At 61.8% G+C, this 17,686-nt stretch carries 17 protein-coding genes; 10 read left to right on the top strand and 7 right to left on the bottom strand.

Annotated features, from left to right (window positions below; all coding sequences use genetic code 11):
* Positions 1-228 precede the first annotated feature (228 nt).
* The 4 genes from CO656_RS20355 (at position 229) to CO656_RS20340 (ending at position 3,169) form a co-directional block, all read left to right on the top strand.
* Complete coding sequence (locus tag CO656_RS20355; RefSeq protein WP_097526910.1) at positions 229-1,032, top strand: transporter substrate-binding domain-containing protein; 804 nt, start codon at positions 229-231, stop codon at positions 1,030-1,032.
* 64 nt (positions 1,033-1,096) lie between these two features.
* Entirely contained in the window at positions 1,097-1,801 is a 705-nt protein-coding gene (locus CO656_RS20350) for an amino acid ABC transporter permease (RefSeq protein ID WP_037421206.1), read from the top strand.
* The gene (locus tag CO656_RS20345) at positions 1,798-2,457 is read left to right on the top strand and encodes an amino acid ABC transporter permease (protein ID WP_097526909.1); all 660 of its coding nucleotides are present in this window, start codon (positions 1,798-1,800) and stop codon (positions 2,455-2,457) included. The genes CO656_RS20350 and CO656_RS20345 overlap by 4 nt, the downstream gene beginning before the upstream one ends.
* Positions 2,438-3,169, top strand: coding sequence for an amino acid ABC transporter ATP-binding protein (locus tag CO656_RS20340; protein ID WP_037421200.1), 732 nt, complete (start codon positions 2,438-2,440; stop codon positions 3,167-3,169). Before CO656_RS20345 ends, CO656_RS20340 begins: the two co-directional genes overlap by 20 nt.
* 64 nt (positions 3,170-3,233) lie before the next feature.
* Here the strand turns inward: CO656_RS20340 and CO656_RS20335 are convergent, their stop codons facing one another.
* The 3 genes from CO656_RS20335 to CO656_RS20325 all read right to left on the bottom strand — a co-directional run bounded on the left by CO656_RS20335 (position 3,234) and on the right by CO656_RS20325 (position 5,940).
* Positions 3,234-4,184, bottom strand: coding sequence for a DUF2950 domain-containing protein (locus CO656_RS20335; RefSeq protein WP_037421198.1), 951 nt, complete (start codon positions 4,182-4,184; stop codon positions 3,234-3,236).
* Positions 4,185-4,204: 20 nt separating this feature from the next.
* Positions 4,205-5,602 carry a DUF3300 domain-containing protein gene (locus tag CO656_RS20330; protein WP_097526908.1) on the bottom strand — a complete coding sequence of 466 codons (1,398 nt, stop codon included), beginning with the start codon at positions 5,600-5,602 and terminating at the stop codon, positions 4,205-4,207.
* A gap of 77 nt (positions 5,603-5,679) precedes the next feature.
* A complete protein-coding gene (locus tag CO656_RS20325) occupies positions 5,680-5,940 on the bottom strand; it encodes a hypothetical protein (RefSeq protein WP_037421181.1) in 261 nt (86 codons plus the stop codon).
* Positions 5,941-6,177: 237 nt separating this feature from the next.
* Between CO656_RS20325 and arcD the strand changes: the two genes are divergently transcribed.
* The 6 genes from arcD to CO656_RS20295 all read left to right on the top strand — a co-directional run bounded on the left by arcD (position 6,178) and on the right by CO656_RS20295 (position 13,069).
* Entirely contained in the window at positions 6,178-7,707 is a 1,530-nt protein-coding gene (arcD, locus tag CO656_RS20320) for an arginine-ornithine antiporter (protein ID WP_234819532.1), read from the top strand.
* 48 nt (positions 7,708-7,755) lie between these two features.
* Positions 7,756-8,985 carry an arginine deiminase gene (gene arcA, locus CO656_RS20315; protein WP_037421179.1) on the top strand — a complete coding sequence of 410 codons (1,230 nt, stop codon included), beginning with the start codon at positions 7,756-7,758 and terminating at the stop codon, positions 8,983-8,985.
* Between the two features lie 37 nt (positions 8,986-9,022).
* Positions 9,023-10,027, top strand: coding sequence for an ornithine carbamoyltransferase (locus CO656_RS20310; protein WP_097526907.1), 1,005 nt, complete (start codon positions 9,023-9,025; stop codon positions 10,025-10,027).
* A 2-nt stretch (positions 10,028-10,029) separates the two neighbouring features.
* On the top strand, positions 10,030-10,992 hold the full coding sequence (gene arcC, locus CO656_RS20305; RefSeq protein ID WP_097526906.1) for a carbamate kinase: 963 nt from the start codon (positions 10,030-10,032) through the stop codon (positions 10,990-10,992).
* A gap of 2 nt (positions 10,993-10,994) precedes the next feature.
* Complete coding sequence (locus CO656_RS20300; protein WP_097526905.1) at positions 10,995-12,470, top strand: Na+/H+ antiporter NhaC family protein; 1,476 nt, start codon at positions 10,995-10,997, stop codon at positions 12,468-12,470.
* A gap of 128 nt (positions 12,471-12,598) precedes the next feature.
* Positions 12,599-13,069, top strand: coding sequence for a hypothetical protein (locus CO656_RS20295; protein WP_037421167.1), 471 nt, complete (start codon positions 12,599-12,601; stop codon positions 13,067-13,069).
* A 96-nt stretch (positions 13,070-13,165) separates the two neighbouring features.
* Here CO656_RS20295 and ppk2 read toward each other — a convergent pair whose 3' ends face one another.
* From ppk2 to CO656_RS20275, 4 genes are all read right to left on the bottom strand, one after another.
* Positions 13,166-14,020: a polyphosphate kinase 2 gene (gene ppk2 / locus CO656_RS20290; RefSeq protein WP_037421164.1), complete on the bottom strand. Its 855-nt coding sequence runs from the start codon at positions 14,018-14,020 to the stop codon at positions 13,166-13,168.
* Between the two features lie 71 nt (positions 14,021-14,091).
* Positions 14,092-15,792, bottom strand: coding sequence for a SulP family inorganic anion transporter (locus CO656_RS20285; RefSeq protein ID WP_097526904.1), 1,701 nt, complete (start codon positions 15,790-15,792; stop codon positions 14,092-14,094).
* Between the two features lie 16 nt (positions 15,793-15,808).
* Positions 15,809-17,038 carry an HlyD family secretion protein gene (locus tag CO656_RS20280; RefSeq protein ID WP_037421158.1) on the bottom strand — a complete coding sequence of 410 codons (1,230 nt, stop codon included), beginning with the start codon at positions 17,036-17,038 and terminating at the stop codon, positions 15,809-15,811.
* Between the two features lie 3 nt (positions 17,039-17,041).
* Positions 17,042-17,539, bottom strand: coding sequence for a hypothetical protein (locus CO656_RS20275; RefSeq protein WP_037421155.1), 498 nt, complete (start codon positions 17,537-17,539; stop codon positions 17,042-17,044).
* Positions 17,540-17,686 lie beyond the last annotated feature (147 nt).

The raw sequence follows: 17,686 nt of genomic DNA, 5'->3' as shown, positions 1-17,686 counted from the left end.
TTATCGATAACATCAGCTTAAGTTAACGATAACCTTCGGCGCCTTTCAAGGGAAAACAGCCGGAAAGAATGAGTTGTTTGCCTGCGGGCGTCGCATCGGCGCTCGCGGCGAGATGGTGCCGCTGCGCCTGCGAAGGCCCGGCGGCAAGAGGGCGATGTCCGGACTTCGAGAGCCCGCGAGGAGCGGGCAGAGTCCGGCAATGACGATTTACCAAGTGGAGGAGAAACCATGACGATTTCGAATTTTCTGCGCACAATGGTGGCAGCCGTCGGCATAGCCGCGGTCGGTCTCGCTTCGGTCGCCGAGGCGCAAGCAGCCACGCTCAATGACATCATCTCACGCGGCACCGTCCGCATCGGCGTGCTGACGGGCGCGCCGCCGATGGGCATGGTCGACGAGCAGGGCAATCCCACCGGCTACGACGTCGACGTGGCGAATCTGATCGCCGGCTATTTGTCGCTTCCGGTCGAACTCGTCCCGCTGACGCCGCCGGCGCGAATCCCGGCGCTGCAGACCGGCAAGGTCGATTTCCTCGTCGCCACGCTGGCGCCGACCGGCGAGCGCGCCAAGACGGTGATGTTCACCCAGCCCTACAGCGCCTTCAACATGGACATCATCTCCGGTCCCGACCAGAAATTCGCCAAGTTGGCCGATCTCGAAGGCAAGCGCGTCGCCGTCAACCGCGGCTCGTCGCAGGAAACGGCGCTGCGCAAGGCGGCGGTCCCAAGCCTGGGAATCGTTGTCTACGAGGATGATTCCACCAGCGCCCAGGCGCTGATCGCCGGACAGGTCGATGCGGTCGCGCTGCCCTCGACGGTCGGCGAGGCGATCATCAAGCAGCGCCCGGATGCCGGCCTGCAGGTCGGCTTCACCTTCTTCCAGCAGGGCAATTCGATGGCGACCCGGATGGAGGACTATGAGATCCGCCAGTGGCTCAACACCGCCATCTACCTGATGAAGATCTCCGGCGATCTCGACAAGATCGCCACGAAGTGGACCGGCCGGCCGATGCCGGCGCTGCCGACCTTCTGATTGCGTCTCTCAAAGATTCGCCGGCGATACATCCGGCGAATCTTTCAACGTCGACGGAGTCTTCATGTCCTATACGTTTCAGTTCGGCGTGCTGGCCCAATACCACGACCAGCTCCTCAGCGGCATCTGGCTGACGATCAAAATTTCGGTGCTGTCGATCATCCTCGGCTGCGCCGCCGGCATCCTGCTTGCCTCTGTCCGATCCATCTGGGGCGGTGCGGTCCGCTTTCTCGTGGATGCTTATGTCGAGATCATCCGCAACACGCCCTTCCTGGTCCAGTTGTTCATCGTCTATTTCGGCCTGCCGGGGCTCGGCCTGCGCGTCGGGGCCGACACGGCCGCGCTGATCGGCATGACGATCAATCTTGCCGCCTATTCGACCGAGATCATCCGCGCCGGCATCGAGGCGGTGCACAAGTCTCAGATCGAGGCCGGCGAGGCGCTCGGGTTCACCCGCTTCCAGATCTACCGCCACGTCATCATCGTGCCGGCGATCGCCAAGGTCTATCCGGCGCTCTGCAGCCAATTCGTGCTGATGATGCTGGCCTCCAGCATCTGCTCGGCGATCTCGACCCAGGAACTCGCCGCCTCGGCCGCTTTCGTCGAATCGCAGACCTATAGGTCCTTCGAAATTTATATCGCCGTGACGCTGATCTATCTCGTCCTGGCGCTGGCGCTGCGCGCCGCCCTTGCGGCTGGCGGCATGTGGCTCTTCGGCCGCCGCATCGCCCGGCGAACGATGACGGCCCTCCCGGAGGTGCAGGCATGACCTTCAAGACCTTCGGCCTCGACCAGTTCGGCTTTCTGCTGTTTTCGCTGCAATGGACGCTCCTGCTGACGGTGATCGCGCTGATCGGCGGCGGTCTCCTCGGCTTCGCCATGGCGCTCGCCCGCACGTCGCAGCTGAAGCCGCTGCGGCTTGCCGCCGCCACCTATATCCAGGTGATCCAGGGCATCCCGGTGCTGATGATCCTGTTCCTCTCCTACTACGGCCTCAGTCTCGCCGGCTTCGAACTGCCGCCGCTCATTGCCGCAGGCGCCTCGATGACGATCTACGCCTCTGGCTATCTGGCGGAGATCTGGCGGGGCTGCATCCAGGCCGTGCCGAAGCAGCAATGGGAGGCATCGGAATCCCTCGCCATGACCCGGCTGCAGCAATATCGCTATGTGGTCCTGCCGCAGGCGATCCACATCTCTCTGCCGCCGACGGTCGGCTTTGCCGTCCAGGTGGTGAAGAACACCTCGATCACCTCGATCATCGGCTTTGTCGAACTCGCCCGGGCCGGGCAGCTCATCAACAATGCGACGTTCCAGCCGTTCCGCGTCTTCCTGGCGGTGGCCGCCCTCTATTTCGTCGTCTGTTACCCATTGTCCCAGCTCTCGCGCTTGCTGGAAAGGAGGCTTCATGCCGGAAGTAGTCGTTGAAAACGTCCACAAGAGCTTTGGCGCTCTCGAAGTCCTCAAGGGCGTGTCGCTGTCGGTGGGGCGCGGCGAAGTCTTTGCGCTGATCGGACGTTCGGGCTCGGGCAAGAGCACGCTGCTGCGCTGCATGAACGGGCTCGAGAAGATCAATTCGGGCAAGATCGAGATCGCCGGTCACGCGCTCGGGGGCGATGCCAAGGCGCTGCGCAAGCTGCGCACCGATGTCGGCATCGTCTTCCAGAGCTACAATCTCTTCCCGCATCTGACGGTCGGCGAGAACATCATGTTGGCGCCGCGGATCGTCAAGGACGTGGCGAAGGCGAAGGCGTGGGACGTTGCCCGCGAAGTGCTGCAACTCGTCGGGCTGTCGGAAAAGTTCGATTCCTATCCGGACCAGCTTTCCGGCGGTCAGCAGCAACGCGTCGCCATCGCCCGCTCGCTCGCCATGCGGCCGAAGGTGATGCTTTTCGACGAGGTGACCTCGGCGCTCGACCCGGAACTCACCGAAGAGGTGCTGATGGTGATGGAACAGCTCGCCCGCGACGGCATGACCATGATCCTGGTGACGCACGAAATGGGTTTCGCCCGCCGCGTCGCCACTCAGACCATCTTCATGCACAAGGGAAAGATCTGGGAACAGGGGCCGTCAGCGGCTCTCTTCGCCGATCCGCAAACGCCGGAACTGCGCCAGTTCGTCAAATCCGACGTCAAGTGAGGGTTGCCGCTTCGGTCGGGGCCCTCCGGAAGCGCATGTCGGCGCATTTCTCGCCGACATGCATTTAATCCGCCACGACGCTCCAAGTGTCGTCCGGGTTGAAACGGTCGATGAACGGCACGATCGCTTCGGTGCTGGCCCCCAGATCGCGCTCGTAGACAATGCCCTGCTGATTGACGAGGAAGGTCTTAACGCCCGTCTCGGCATAGCGGACCGGCCAGGCGATCAGCGCGAAGCCGGCGATCATGTTGTCGTTGATGACATAGTCGTACCGGCCGCCGGCGATGTTGTCGCCTTGTGACGTAAGGATGCGGTAGCGATAGCCGAAATAGCCTTCGCCGGCCTTGGCCTTTTCCAGCGCCGCCTCGCTGATGGCGTCACCGACCGGGCTCTCGCCATCGCCCTGCTCCGCCGGCCAGTAGAGGCCGTCGGTCTGGCCGGCGGTGCTGATCAGCTTCTGGGCGTATTCGAGGACGCCGTCAGCGTCGCGATCCCGACTGGCATAGTCCTTCTGCGCCTCGACATAGGCGCGCACCGTCTCGATCGCCTCGAGCTCGTTCTCGCCGACGCGTCGGTTGACGATCTCCTCAAGCCCGATATAGGTGTCGAAGGCCCATTTGCCGTCCTCGCCTTTGCTGACCGGGAAGGGCAGCGGCCAGAGCCGGTCGCCGATCTCGATGATCTTGCGGCCCTCGAGATCGCGCACTCGCATGTTGCGGGCCGCGCCCTCGCGAATCTGCGCGAAGGTGTCCATCGCCCCTTCGCCGGTCCTAAGCTTCGCCGCGTCGAGGCCGAGCAGCTTGGCGACCCCGTCGAAGTCATTGGCGGCAAGCGCCGATTTGAGCGCCTCCACCGCCTTGGCCGGATCGTCGAAGGCCGGCGGATCCTCCTGCGCGGCATAGTCTTCGATATTTTCCGGCGGCTTCACCTGCGCGAAGCTCAAATCGATGGATGCCACCGCGAGCGTGACCCCGATCGCCGTTCCGATAAGAAGAGAATGAAAGAGCTTGCTCATGATCGTTCTCCCTCGTCCGCTTAACGTCTGCCGCCGCGTCCGCCACCGCGGCCACCCCCGCCGCGGCCCATCGGCGGCCTGCCGCCTCCGCGGCTCATTTGCGGCCGCCCGCCGCCACGATGGCCGCCACCCATGCTATGGCCGCCGCGCCGCGACGAAGCCATCTCGCGCCGGCCGTGATTGACGTTGCCGAGGCCCGACGGCTTCCTTGGCCGGTTCTGCGCCTTCGAGGCCATCTTCTTCTTGCCGGCCGGCCGGTTGACCGAGGACTTCTTGCCCTTCGGCCGGTTGACGCTCGGCTTGCCGCCGTCGGCTCTCGCCTTCGCCACCGCCTGCCCGCCGACGGGGCGTGTTGAGGGCCGCGCGGACGCTTCCCGTCTCGGCTGCGCCTTAAGTCCCTCGAGCGTGCTCTTGCGCACATCCTTGAGCCCACCGCCGCTGCCGCCCGGTCGCGCCTGCGGCCGGTTTCGGTTGATCTCGGCGGCGCGGTTGCGCAGGTTGTTGTCGCCCCTGGCCTTGATGTTGTTCTTGATGTTCGTCCGGTCGAACTTGTTTAGCTGGTCGCGGTCGAAGCTGAGCTTACTGCGGTCGACATTCTTCCAGTCGATGTCGTTGAAGTTGAGCTTGCCGTCGAAGTCGATGTTGTTGAAGCACTTGTTGCAGTCGACGTCGATGTCGCCGTCCCAGTCGCCGCCCCAGACACCCCAATCGTCCCAATCGACGATGGCGCCGAAGATCGCTCCGGTGACGGCACCGGCGAAGAAGGCGGCGCCCGGATACCAGTAGGCCGGATAGGGCTCGTCATAATAGTCGATCGGCACCGGCGCATAGTCCGGCTCGTAGAGCATCTCCGGCGGGTACTGCGGCACATAAATGGTTTCCGGGCTCGCCGACTGGATGATGATGTTGTCACCCTCCTCGACCACCTTGATCTTGTCGTCGGTCTTGATGATGTCCTTGGCGACGGCCTCGTCGCGCAACTGCTGAACGGCGATCAGCACGTCCTTCTGCTGGTTGGCGATCGCCTCGCCGAAGCTCTGTGTCCATTCGAGATCCTCGCTCATCATCTTGACGATCTCGGGATAGTTGAGCAGCGAGATGACGCTGCCGTCCCAGCTTTCCTTCGGTTTCAGCTCGGGCTTCTTCTTGCGGGCCTCGAGGAACCGCTCGGCTTCGACGATCTGCAGCGGATAGAGCGAGGCGGCCGAGACCAGCGCCACCAGCTCGTCCGGATAGAGGGCGATCGGCGCGACCAGGACTTCGAGTTCGTCGTCGCTGAGCGGCTCGGGCGCCGCCTCGGCCGGCGCAGCCGGTGCAGGGGTTTCCTTCTGCTGGGCCAGAACGAGACCGCCGGGTGTCAGGAGCGCCAGAGCAACTGCCGTGGCGCGGCAAAGCACGAGAATCCGCTGTTTGTCCATTTTCCTACCCCCGGGGCAAGAGCTTTCGAACGGATGCGCGGTGCGACGGGTGGGTGCACCGTCGCGCCGGGCTTTGCTCATGGCTGAGCGTTGGTTGCAGGATTTTTCGGGGGCGGCTTTACTGGTCTGTTGATTGTACCCGTGGCGCCCGGATCCGGCCTTTGTGCCGCGTCTCTTCGTTTGAGGAGATACTTGTTGATGGGCTCTCGCTGACCGTCGATGATGCGCTGGTTTATGTCGATGCCATCGTAGTACTCGTCTGCGGCCGTGGGCGCCGCGGCACCTAGCACCAGCGAAAAGACAATCACCGCCGCTCGATTTGTCGGAGTCTTGTACATTGTCAAATCCCTCCTGCGTGCAGGCAATTCTTCCTTTTATTATGTAACCGGAGGGCCAGTCGTTGATCGCAATCAACAGGGGACAAAATTACCGCTGCGCCTTGGCAAACCGCCGAGGTTTGAAGGAAAACCGACGGGGTCAGCCGTCATTTGTCTCAAATCAATGACATGCCGACGGTCCATTCCTAAAGTTGACGGAGTGGAACGGGCGCGTCTCACCGAACGCCCAATGCCGCTATGCCCGACGAGCTGAATCGCATGGATGCAACGACCGCATGCGACTTGGAGGGAGACATGACGATAGCGCAAGAGGGCACCTTCAAATCCGAGGCGCATTCCGACAAGCTGACGCTCCTGCCGCTTACCGCGCTTGTGGTGGGGTCGATGATAGGGGGCGGCGTTTTCAATTTGCCGTCTGATATGTCGCGCGCCGCGTCCCCCGGGGCGATACTCATCGGGTGGATCATTACTGGTTTCGGCATGCTGATGCTCGCATTTGTCTATCAGACGCTGGCAAACCGCAAACCGGATCTCAACGCCGGCCCCTATGCATACGCCAAGGCTGGGTTTGGCCCGTTCGTGGGCTTCATCAGTGCTTGGGGATATTGGCTCAGCGCTTTCCTTGGAAATGTCGCCTATGCCGTGGCCATCTTTTCCGGACTGTCTTTCTTCATCCCGGTGTTCGAAGATGGCAACAATCTCGTTTCGATTGTCGGCGCCTCGTTCTGCCTCTGGGCCATTCATTGGCTCGTGCTGAAAGGTGTCAAGCAGGCTGCCTTCGTCAACATCGTGACGACCATCGCCAAGCTCGCGCCGCTCTTCCTTTTCGTCCTCATTGCAATCGTCGCGTTCAATTGGGACAGGTTCACGCTCGACTTCTGGGGCCGTGGTGGTGCCCTCGATGCCCCCGACCTCGGCAGCGTCATGGCGCAGGTGAAAAGCACTATGCTGGTCACCTTGTGGGTCTTCATTGGTATAGAAGGGGCGAGCGTCTACTCGGCGCGCGCGGCCCGGCGCTCCGACGTTGGCCGGGCGACGGTAATCGGTTTTATCGGAGCGCTTGGAATCTACGTCCTCGTGTCCTTGCTTTCGACGGGCATATTGAGCCAGCCTGAACTCGCCGGCCTCAAGGTGCCGTCAATGGCCGGGGTGCTGCAGCCGCTCGTCGGACAATGGGGAGCAGCCCTGATCAATGCAGGGTTGATCGTCTCCGTCGGCGGCGCATTCTTGTCATGGACGTTGCTTTGCTCGGAAATTCCGTACACCTGCGGCCGCGATGGAACATTCCCGAGATGGTTCGCCGCTGACAATGAAAACGGCTCGCCGGTAAACTCACTTTGGGCGACCAATATCCTGATTCAGCTTTTCCTCGTTCTGAGCTTCTTTTCCAAGAGCGCCTACCAGTTCTTCTATTTCATCGCGTCGGTCGCCATACTGCCGCCCTATGTATTTTCCGGAGCCTACGCGCTTAAGCTCGCATTGAGCGGAGAGACTTACCAACAGGCGGCGTCCGGCCGAAGCAAGGATATCGCCATAGGTGCCCTGGCAACGCTCTATGGCATCTGGTTGGTCTATGCTGCCGGGCTCAGCTATCTGTTGATGTGCTCGATCCTGTTCGCCCCCGGCCTCCTTGTCTATGCGAGGGCCAGGCAGGAGCGAGGTGAACGGGCCTTCGCCGGCTTCGAAATCTGGCTCGCCGGACTGGTCGTCCTGCTCGCGATCCTTGCTGCCTATCTGCTGTGGATCGGAAAGATAAGCCCGCTCTGAGCATGGTGGGTCAAGTTGCAAAGACTCCGGTTCAAGGAGGAAACGCGAATGCGCAACTTTGGTGTTCATTCGGAAGTCGGTAAGCTCAGAACTGTGATGGTGTGCAGGCCATCCTTGGCGCATCAACGACTGACCCCGGCCAATTGCCACGACCTGTTGTTCGATGATGTCATCTGGGTCCACGAGGCTCAAAAGGATCACTTCGACTTTGTCCTGAAGATGCAGGAAAGAGGGATCGAAGTACTCGAGCTCCATGATCTGCTGGCAGAAACGCTTGCGGATGCGGATGCCCGCACATTCGTCCTCGATCGCCGAATCACGCCGAACGTGTTGGGCTCTCAGATTGCCGAAGCCATGCGCCCTTGGCTCGACGAGATGGATTCGAAACAGCTCGCCGCTTACCTCATCGGTGGAATTGCCATTGAGGACCTCCCCGAGGGCAGGGGCAAGAAGCTGATGGTTGGCGCCTTCGGGGGGCTGGAATTCGTCATCCCCCCCATTCCGAACACGCTTTTTCAGCGTGATCCATCCTGCTGGATCTATAACGGTGTGACATGCAATCCGATGTTCTGGCCGGCGCGCCGTGCCGAAACACTGGTGCAGCGCGCGATCTACAAGTTCCATCCGACCTTCAAGGGAGGCGACTTCCACATCTGGTGGGGCGACTCGGACGAGCAATTTGCCAATGCGACGATGGAGGGCGGCGACGTCATGCCGATCGGCAACGGCACCGTGCTCGTCGGGATGGGGGAGCGGACGACCTATCAGGCCGTCGGGCAAATGGCGAAGACCTTGTTCAGGAACAAGGCAGCGACCCAGGTCATCGGCTGCCTGATGCCGAAGAGCCGGGCCGCGATGCATCTCGATACGGTGTTCAGTTTCTGCGACCGTGACGTCGTGACGCTTTTCGCCGAAGTGGTGGACCAGATCCGCTGCTACAGCATGCACCCCGTCGATGACGACGGCAATTTCGAGGTGCGCGCCGAGGAGCGTCGGATGCTCGAAGTTGTCAGCGAAGCTCTGGGCCTGCGGAAGCTAAGAACCGTCGCCACCGGCGGCAACGCCTATGAGGCGGAGCGAGAGCAATGGGACGATGGCAACAATGTTGTTGCGCTCGAGCCCGGGGTGGTCGTTGCCTACGACCGCAATACGCACACGAATACGCTTCTCAGGAAGGCCGGCATCGAGGTCATCACGATCCGCGGCGCTGAATTGGGTCGGGGCCGAGGCGGCGGCCACTGCATGACATGCCCGATCTGGAGAGAGCCGGCTCACTGAAGAATTCCCCATCCTGATTGGCAAATGGAGCAGCATCATGAGTTTCAATCTCCGCAATCGCTCGCTTCTCACGGTGCAGGACTATACACCTCGCGAGTTTCGTTACCTGCTTGATCTCGCGCGCGATCTGAAACGCGCAAAATACGCGCGCACGGAACAGCAGCATCTGAAGGGCAAGGAAATCTGCCTGATCTTCGAGAAGACTTCGACGCGGACGCGCTGCGCCTTCGAAGTGGCCTGCTCGGATCAGGGGGCGCACGTGACCTATCTCGATCCGGCTGGCTCGCAGATTGGACACAAGGAGTCCTTCAAGGACACGGCCCGCGTACTGGGACGCATGTACGATGCAATTGAATATCGCGGTGCTTCCCAGCACGGCGTTGAGACCTTGGCCAAATATGCCGGTGTGCCCGTCTATAACGGCCTAACCGATGAGTATCATCCCACTCAGATGATCGCCGACGTCATGACGATGCGTGAGCAAAGCGACAAACCAATCAGCGACATCAAATACGCGTATGTCGGTGACACGCGGTCCAACATGGGACATTCGCTGTTGATCGTCGGTTGCCTGCTGGGCATGGACGTGCGGATCTGCGGGCCGAAGTCGCTCTGGCCGTCTGAAGAATTTCAGACCATCGCGAATAGGCTGGAGGATCGCTCGGGAGCGCGCCTGGCGATCACCGACGATCCGCAGGCGGCCGTGGAGGGCGTCGATTTCATCCATACCGATGTCTGGGTATCGATGGGGGAACCGAAGGAGGTCTGGAAGGAGCGAATCCAGCTCCTTACGCCATACCAGGTCAATGCAGGATTGATGCAGGCGAGCGGCAATCCCCAGGTCAAGTTCATGCATTGCCTTCCCGCCTTCCATGACACCGAGACGACCCTCGGAAAGCAGATCGCCAGCGAATACGGAATGGAAAATGGCCTCGAAGTCACCAACGACGTTTTCGAGTCCGAGGCGAACATCGCTTTCGAGCAGGCGGAAAATCGCATGCACACGATCAAGGCGCTGCTGGTCGCAACCTTGGGGGACTGAAGATGCGTGTCGTCATCGCATTGGGGGGCAATGCCCTCCTCAAACGCGGAGAGCCGATGACCGCGGAGGTGCAAAGGCGCAACATCAAGATTGCGGCCGAGGCAATAGCGCCGATCGCTGGCGAGCATCAGCTCGTGATCACGCATGGCAACGGCCCCCAGGTCGGACTGCTTGCACTTCAGGGCGCCGCCTACAAGGCGGACGAAGCCTATCCGCTCGACGTCCTTGGCGCGGAGACGGAGGGTATGATCGGCTATATGCTCGAGCAGGAGCTTGGCAACCTGCTTCCGTTTGAAGTGCCGTTCGCAACTTTGCTCACGATGGTGGAGGTGGACGGCAACGATCCGGCTTTCCAAAACCCCACCAAGTTCGTCGGGCCAGTGTATGAGGCTGACGAGGCGGCGGCGGTTCATCAGGAAAAGGGATGGATCTTCAAGCAGGACGGCAACAAATGGCGTCGCGTCGTCCCGTCTCCCGTTCCCAAGCGGATTTTCGAGATCCGGCCGATCCGCTGGCTTCTCGAAAAGGGGACCATCGTGACCTGCGCCGGCGGCGGCGGCATTCCAACCATGTACGTACCGGACAAGGAGCGGACGCTCGCCGGCGTCGAAGCGGTTATCGACAAGGATCTCTGCTCCGCGCTGCTTGCCCGGGAGCTTTCGGCGGACCTGCTCATCATGGCGACCGACGCCGACGCCGTGTTCACCGATTGGGGAACGGAGAATCAGAAGGCAATCTTCAAGGCCAATCCGGACAAGCTCGGCGCCTATTCGTTTCCGGCCGGTTCGATGGGGCCGAAGGTCGAAGCCGCCTGCGAGTTCGCCAGGCAGACCGGAAAGACCGCCGCGATCGGGGCACTGCAGGACATTGCTGCAATCCTGAATGGCAAACGGGGCACGATCATCAACCCGAATTTTCCGGATATGACCTGGCACGAGCGCGACCCAGCGCCAGTCAGGGGCTGACCATGAACGACATCGTCCGCGACGACACTGCAAGGCCGCCGTCGCTGGTCGACGCACTCATACCCTGTATCGCGCTGGTGATCCTTCTATCGCTTTCCTTCTCCCTTTTTGGCGACGACGCATCCTCCGGTCCGAACCAGATCGCCTTGCTTTTCTGCGGTATCATCGCGGCGTGCGTCGCCTACAAGAACGGCCTGCCCTGGGCAGGCATTCGCCAAGCGGTTGTCGACGGCATCGCAGCCGGTTTGCCGGCGATCCTCATCCTTCTCGCCGTCGGGGCACTGATCGGCACCTGGGCGATGAGCGGCACGATCATCGCGATGATCTATTACGGGCTGAAGCTGCTGAGCCCGACGTACTTCTACGCGACCACCGCGCTTGTATGCGCTGCGGTCGCCTTCAGCATCGGCAGTTCTTGGACGGTGGCAGGGACGATCGGCATCGGGCTTATGGGTGTCGCCGCCAATATGGGCCTGTCGCCCGCGATCACGGCCGGAGCGGTCATATCGGGCGCCTATTTCGGCGACAAGGCCTCGCCACTGTCGGACACGGTGAATCTGGCGACCGCTACGGCGGGATCGGACATCTACAGTCACATCCGCGAGTCGCTCTGGACGTCGGTACCGACGCTGTCGGTTTGTCTGCTCATCTTCGGGCTCCTTGGGCAGCCGGCCGATTTCGATGCGACGCAAGCCTTGGCAAAGATCGACAGCAAGCTCAGCGTCTCGCTCTGGTCGTTCCTTCCCCTGTTGCTGGTCCTGCTGTTTTCCCTATTCCGCCTGCCACCTTTCGTGGCGATTTTCATCGGCGCTCTTGCGGGTGCAGTCCTCGCGGTTTTGCATGATCCCGAGCGCGTCGCAGTATTTGCCTCAGTGCCGGATCTGCCCTTCGGTCTCGCACTGCTCAAGGGTGCTTGGGCAGCGCTAGCCAACGGCTACGTCTCCGCGACGGGGGAGAAATCCATCGACCTCATCCTGACCCGTGGGGGCATGTCTAGCATGATGAACACGGTCTGGCTCATCGTCGCGGCCCTTGCTTTTGGCGCGGTGGTCGAACATGCCGGTTTGCTGAAGCGGCTGATCGAGCCACTGGTGAGGCGGACCAAATCGGCCGCCGGCCTCATCTCGACGGTCGTCGGCACATCGATAATTTCGAACGTTGTCACGTCGGATCAATATATTTCCGTCGCATTGCCGGGCAGGTTGTTCGGGCCGTCATTCGCGAACCGCGGGATGGCACCTGTCATGCTCTCGCGAGTGGTGGGAGATTCGGCGACCGTGACATCGCCCCTTGTGCCGTGGAACAGTTGCGGCGCGTATATGGCAGCAGCTCTCGGAGTTCCGACTGCCGTCTATGCCGGGTTTTGCTTCTTCAACATTCTGAATCCTTTGGTCGCCATCGCATTTGGATTTCTCGGATGGCGAATGGTGCGGATGAGGGTGCCGGAGACGGGGCACACAAGCCCGGCTCCCGTTTGAGTAAGCATCGGGCGGAAATTCCATGGCTGCCAGAGGGCAAGACCGTGGGCCTGGTGCGAAGCATGGGACATTTTGTGCCTCGCGTGAGGCTGGCCTTTCTTCGTCCTGACTTGAAGTGGAGCAAAGCGATGACGGATCAGAAGGATCTCAATGCCGATAGAAGACCTCCAACCGCGGAAGAGCTTCGCAAACAGGTGCTCGAACGGGAAATGGAGGAAATGGACAGGGAAAGGAAGCTCAAGGCGATCGAGGAGCAGAAACACGCTGACTTCGCTGCCGATTTCTTGAAGAAACACGTGACGGAAGAAGAGATCGCCATGGTGCGCCGTCTCGTCGCCAATGCCGTCAAGGCAGGCAAGTTCGAGGCGATGGTCTACAGCTTTCCGTCCGAACTCTGCACCGACAGCGGTCGGGCGATCAACAGCGCCGATCCCGACTGGCCGCAAACTCTGCAGGGCAAGGCGAAGGAATTCTTCGAACGCTATCAGACCTTCGGCAAGCCGCAGGGCTACAAGTTGAAGGCGATGATCATCAACTTTCCTGGCGGCATGCCCGGTGACGTCGGGCTGTTTCTAAACTGGGCTCCGGACAAGGTCTGAGCCTCAACCTCAAAGTCCATTTGGCGCACGGCGGGTGTCAAAGACACCTGCCGTCTCTTGCTGCCAGCTGACGGGACGCGGTGTGCCCGTCTCCCCTCAGAACACGTTCGGCACGGTGCGGCGGATATGGTTGTCCGGGACGTAGTCGTCGGGCCGCTTCTGGCGCTTGCCGAGTTCAGGTTCGGCAAATTTCACCCGATCGTAGGGAATAGAGGACAGGAAATGCGAGATGCAGTTGATGCGCGCGCGCTTCTTGTCGTTGGACGGCACGATCCACCAGGGCGCATAGTCCGTATCGGTCATGCGGATCATTTCGTCATAGGCGCGCGTATAGTCCCACCAACGGCGATAGGATTCGACATCCATCGGACTGAGCTTCCACTGGCGCAGCGGGTCGTCGATGCGCTGCCGGAAGCGGCGTTCCTGCTCCTCCTCGCTGACATCGAGAAAGTACTTGAGCAGGACGATGCCGCTTTCGATCATGGCGGCCTCGAAGCGTGGCGCGAGCTCGAGGAAGCGGCGCGCCTTTTCCTCCGAACAGAACCCCATGACGCGCTCGACGCCGGGCCTGTTGTACCAGGAGCGGTCGAAGATCACGACTTCGCCGGCCGCCGGCAGATGCTGGATATAGCGCTGCATGTAGATCTGCGTCTTCTCCCGGTCGGTCGGCGCCGGAAGTGCGGCGACGCGAAAGACCCGCGGGCTGACACGTTCGGTGATCCGTTTGATCACCCCGCCTTTACCCGCCGCGTCGCGTCCTTCGAAGACGACGACGATACGGGCTCCGGTCTTCTTCACCCAGGCCTGCAAATGGGCGATTTCCTCCTGCAATCTCGCGAGCTCCTTCGCATAGTCGCCGCTCGGCCTCGTCTCGACCGCAGGCGCCTCGGCGAGCCTCCTGTCCTTGTTCTTTTCCTTGCCTTTCTTTCCGTTTTTCCCATTCTTGACCATGTTGCTCCTCCCAGGCTGACCACAGCCTCTTAAATTCACGGTCTGCCCTGCGGGCGCAGTAGAGGACAGCTCTACTGCGCGGCCGTTTCCGCACTGCTTTTCTCGAAGGCGTCAAGCGCGTCATCGAGATCCTCGAAGATCATCCCGGGCCCGATCTTGGCGATCACGCCGGCACGTTCGAGAATCGCGCGCGCTTCGAAATGCAGCTCAGCGATCGCTAGTGCTATGCCGCGCCTGTCGAGATCGTCATAAAGCTCATCGAGCATGGCGGCTGCGGAACTGTCGATCTGGGCGACGGCGCTCGCGTCCATGACGAACCAGCTTGTGTCCGCGGGCAGCGTATCGATCACCGCGCGCAGGCGCGCCTGGACGTAATCGGTGTTGAAGAACAGCAGGCTGCCCTGGACCATGAAGAGCGTTAAACCTGGCACCGGTCGCGCCGCCGGGTTGCGGTGGAGCTTGTAGAAGCCGTCATGGCCGGCAAGCCGGCCGAGCAGGGCGTCGCGCGGGAACATGGTTTTCTGCAAAACGTAGACCAGCGTCGCGGCGATCGCCGTCACCACGCCCTCCAAAACGCCGAAGCTGATCGGTCCGGACAAGGCGATCAGCGCGAAGACGAATTCGATGCGGCTGATGCGCCAGATCTCTTTCAAGGCGGAAATATCGATCAGGCTGAGTGCGGTTGCCACCAGCACTGCACCGAGCGTCGGGATCGGCAGGATGCGCAGGACATCGCCGAAATAGAGGAGCACCGCCAGCAATGCTGCCGCCGCGACGATGCTCGCGATCTGCGACCGGCCGCCGACGCTGAAGTTCACTGCGGTGCGCGAGTCCGAAGCGGTGACGGGAAAGGTCCCGAAAAGCCCGGCGGCGATGTTCGCCGCACCGAAGCCCTCGAGTTCGCGATTGGGATCGACCAGGTAGCCGCCCTTGGCCCCGAAGCTGCGGGCAGCGATGATGCCTGAGCCGAAGCTCACCAGAAAGATGGCCCCGGCGCCGAGCAGGAGCGCTTGGAAGGGGAGGCCGGAAACCGCCGGCAGCGTCAGCGACGGCAGCTCGCGCGGGATGTCTCCGACCACCTTGATGCCCTGCCCCTCGAAATCGAACAGGGCCGATGCCAATACTGCGAGCGCGACAACCAGCACCGGTCCGGGCATGCGCGATCGCATGAGGCGTGCCGCCTGCAGCAGCGCGAAAGACACGGCGGCAAGCAGCAGCGACGGCCAATGGATCGATCCGGCCTTGCCGAGCAGTTCGAGGACCGGAGCGATGAGGCCGTCAGCTTCGATATCGACGCCGGTGACCCGGTCGATCTGGCCGATCAGGATCGAAAGCGAGATGCCGGCAAAAAAGCCGATCAGGATCGGGCGCGACAGGAACGTCGCAAGCACGCCGAGCCGCACGACCCGTGCGATCAGGCACAAGGCGCCAACGGCAAGCGCCAGCAACGCGGCGACAGTCACCCGATCCTCGGTCACGCCGGGCGTGGCGTAGACCGTGGTGAGCACCGCGGCCAGCACTGTCATGGTCGCCGCGTCCGGCCCGACGATCAGGCGCTGCGACGGGCCGAAGAGGGCGTAGGCGACGAGCGGCGTGATGCTTGCGTAAAGGCCGGTCTCCGGCGGCAGGCCGGCGATGGCCGGATAGGCGATGGCGCTCGGCAGGCCGACCGCTGCGATCGCCAATCCGGCCGAGAGGTCGCTGCGCAGCCAGTTCGCCTGATAGCCAGCAAGGTTGGCAATGAGTGGCAGGCGAGGGAGGGTGAGTTGCATCCCCGTCACCTCCGCATCAATGTCCCGTCAGGACCAGCGTCTGGACGGGCAAGAGCAGCGCCTGCAGGCGGAGGATGGCCGCGTGCACAAGCCCCACCGCGTCAACGATATGCAAATACAGCCAGCGCGTCGTGCTGATCCCCGGCGCATGCAATTCGTCGTGATTGCTGGTGTAGGCGTTCGCGATGCAGCTGCTGCCCGGCGGGATTCCGGCAAGCTGGCCCCGATAAAGCGGCTCCAGATAGGTGGTCAGGGTGCCGGGGCGCGCCAGCTGCTGTACGTCGACGAGCTGGTCCGTCGGCCGATACTGTCCGGCGGCGATGACGTCCTGAACCTCGGTGACCACCATCGGAATGATAGTGAACGGCTTGCCGACGCAGGTCGCCTCGGCGATCATCCCGGCTTTCATCACCTGCGCCTCGATCTGACCGAAGCCGGCGATTAGCCCAATGCGCCGGTCCTCCGGCACGAGGATACCGGCCGAGCGGATCATCGGATTGACGATGTCGCCGGGCCTGAGCGTAAATTGCTGCACGGTGCCGGCTACGCCGGCACGTACAGTCGTCTTGTCCAGTTCCACCTGAGCCTGGGCAAGTGCCGCTTCCGCGCTCGCCTTCTGCGCCGGCAGAAGCGAGGCGATCTTCGTCTCCAGCGTCTGCTTGTTCGAGACGGCGGCGGCAAGCCCGCCCTTGCGGCCATCCGCGGCGACCTGCAGCCGCTCGATTTCCCGCCTAGCAACAATATTGGGATTGCGCGTGTTCAGTTCGACCTGCGTCTCGAGTTCGTTTAGCGCCTGGAGATAGGCGCCCTCGGCTTGAGCGATCAGGCCATCGGCCGAGGCAAGTTCGCTCTGCGCCACGGTCATCTCGGCGTCGATTTCCGCAACGCGGCGGCGTGCGGTCTCGAGCGCTGCCTGCTGCTCCTTGTTGTCGAGGCGGAAGAGCGGCGCGCCGGACGCCACCTTCTCGTTGGTGCCGACAAACACCTCCGCCACGCGGCCGTTGGATTCGGGTAGGATCGTAACGGTGCGGAACACCGCGGTGACGTTGGTGGTCGAAGGATGGAAGTAAAAGATCATCGTGATCAGCGAGACGGTCAGGATCACGCAGGCGGTAATGCCGTAACGCAGCTCGAACCACATCGAGTAAAGATTGATCTCCCGGCCGATGCGCTTGCCCTGGACATAGCGGCGAAACAGGAAGTCCGGAAAGATGGTGAGCAGCGAACAGATCAGGAATTCGAGCATGGTTCAGCCCCTCCGCTCCGCCTTTTCGTCGGCCGTGGCTGGCTTGATTTCGAGCGGCACCCATTGCGGCGGCTCCGATGGCGGGTTGTTCGGTCGGGGTTCGATCGGCGCCGCCTCGGAATAGGGTTGGCTTGCCTCCGCCTCTTCCAGTTCCCCGTCGCGACGGGCAATCCTCGCCAGCGAACGGGCCATCGATCTGACCGGGGACGAGAAATCCGGGAACTCGATCATGGCGAGCAGCAGGGCCGCGATCCAGAAGAGATGATTGTGGGTGAAGAGCGCGATCAGGCCCAAGGCGCCGACGATCTGCAACTGCGCTTTGCTGGCACCATGCGCCATGTGCTCCGGAAGCGCGTGCAGGCGGAGGTACAGAATGCCGACAAGGAAGATCATCAGCAGGACGAAGACGGCCATCACGTTGAAGAGGACGTCGGTCTGCCCCGGCGCGGTGATGAAAGGCGGCAAATGGTCAGCCGCGGCCGGATGCAAAGATTCTTCCATCTATGCGCTCCTCCTGAAGAAAGGCCATGTATTCGGTTGCTGCGCGAAAGCGGTACGCTCGAATACGAATAGAGAAAGCTCGGGACGGATGGCCTTGATTATTCAAGCATAATGATACGCGAGATGTGCCCGCTGGGCATTGATCGC

Source organism: Sinorhizobium sp. FG01, from assembly GCF_002531875.1.
Classification (GTDB): Bacteria; Pseudomonadota; Alphaproteobacteria; order Rhizobiales; family Rhizobiaceae; genus Sinorhizobium; species Sinorhizobium fredii_C.
The sequence above is the reverse complement of the archived record's forward strand: the minus strand, read 5'-3'. Positions and strand labels throughout refer to the sequence as shown.

What these genes read in the sequence shown, in the direction of transcription:
- CO656_RS20295 (WP_037421167.1), top strand. Translation starts at nt 12,599, where the DNA reads ATGACGGATCAGAAGGATCTCAATGCCGATAGAAGACCTCCAACCGCG.
- CO656_RS20325 (WP_037421181.1), bottom strand. Translation starts at nt 5,940, where the DNA reads ATGTACAAGACTCCGACAAATCGAGCGGCGGTGATTGTCTTTTCGCTG.
- CO656_RS20280 (WP_037421158.1), bottom strand. Translation starts at nt 17,038, where the DNA reads ATGCTCGAATTCCTGATCTGTTCGCTGCTCACCATCTTTCCGGACTTC.
- CO656_RS20300 (WP_097526905.1), top strand. Translation starts at nt 10,995, where the DNA reads ATGAACGACATCGTCCGCGACGACACTGCAAGGCCGCCGTCGCTGGTC.
- CO656_RS20350 (WP_037421206.1), top strand. Translation starts at nt 1,097, where the DNA reads ATGTCCTATACGTTTCAGTTCGGCGTGCTGGCCCAATACCACGACCAG.
- arcD (WP_234819532.1), top strand. Translation starts at nt 6,178, where the DNA reads ATGCCCGACGAGCTGAATCGCATGGATGCAACGACCGCATGCGACTTG.
- CO656_RS20340 (WP_037421200.1), top strand. Translation starts at nt 2,438, where the DNA reads ATGCCGGAAGTAGTCGTTGAAAACGTCCACAAGAGCTTTGGCGCTCTC.
- arcA (WP_037421179.1), top strand. Translation starts at nt 7,756, where the DNA reads ATGCGCAACTTTGGTGTTCATTCGGAAGTCGGTAAGCTCAGAACTGTG.
- CO656_RS20285 (WP_097526904.1), bottom strand. Translation starts at nt 15,792, where the DNA reads ATGCAACTCACCCTCCCTCGCCTGCCACTCATTGCCAACCTTGCTGGC.
- CO656_RS20330 (WP_097526908.1), bottom strand. Translation starts at nt 5,602, where the DNA reads ATGGACAAACAGCGGATTCTCGTGCTTTGCCGCGCCACGGCAGTTGCT.
- ppk2 (WP_037421164.1), bottom strand. Translation starts at nt 14,020, where the DNA reads ATGGTCAAGAATGGGAAAAACGGAAAGAAAGGCAAGGAAAAGAACAAG.
- CO656_RS20310 (WP_097526907.1), top strand. Translation starts at nt 9,023, where the DNA reads ATGAGTTTCAATCTCCGCAATCGCTCGCTTCTCACGGTGCAGGACTAT.
- CO656_RS20355 (WP_097526910.1), top strand. Translation starts at nt 229, where the DNA reads ATGACGATTTCGAATTTTCTGCGCACAATGGTGGCAGCCGTCGGCATA.
- CO656_RS20275 (WP_037421155.1), bottom strand. Translation starts at nt 17,539, where the DNA reads ATGGAAGAATCTTTGCATCCGGCCGCGGCTGACCATTTGCCGCCTTTC.
- CO656_RS20335 (WP_037421198.1), bottom strand. Translation starts at nt 4,184, where the DNA reads ATGAGCAAGCTCTTTCATTCTCTTCTTATCGGAACGGCGATCGGGGTC.
- arcC (WP_097526906.1), top strand. Translation starts at nt 10,030, where the DNA reads ATGCGTGTCGTCATCGCATTGGGGGGCAATGCCCTCCTCAAACGCGGA.
- CO656_RS20345 (WP_097526909.1), top strand. Translation starts at nt 1,798, where the DNA reads ATGACCTTCAAGACCTTCGGCCTCGACCAGTTCGGCTTTCTGCTGTTT.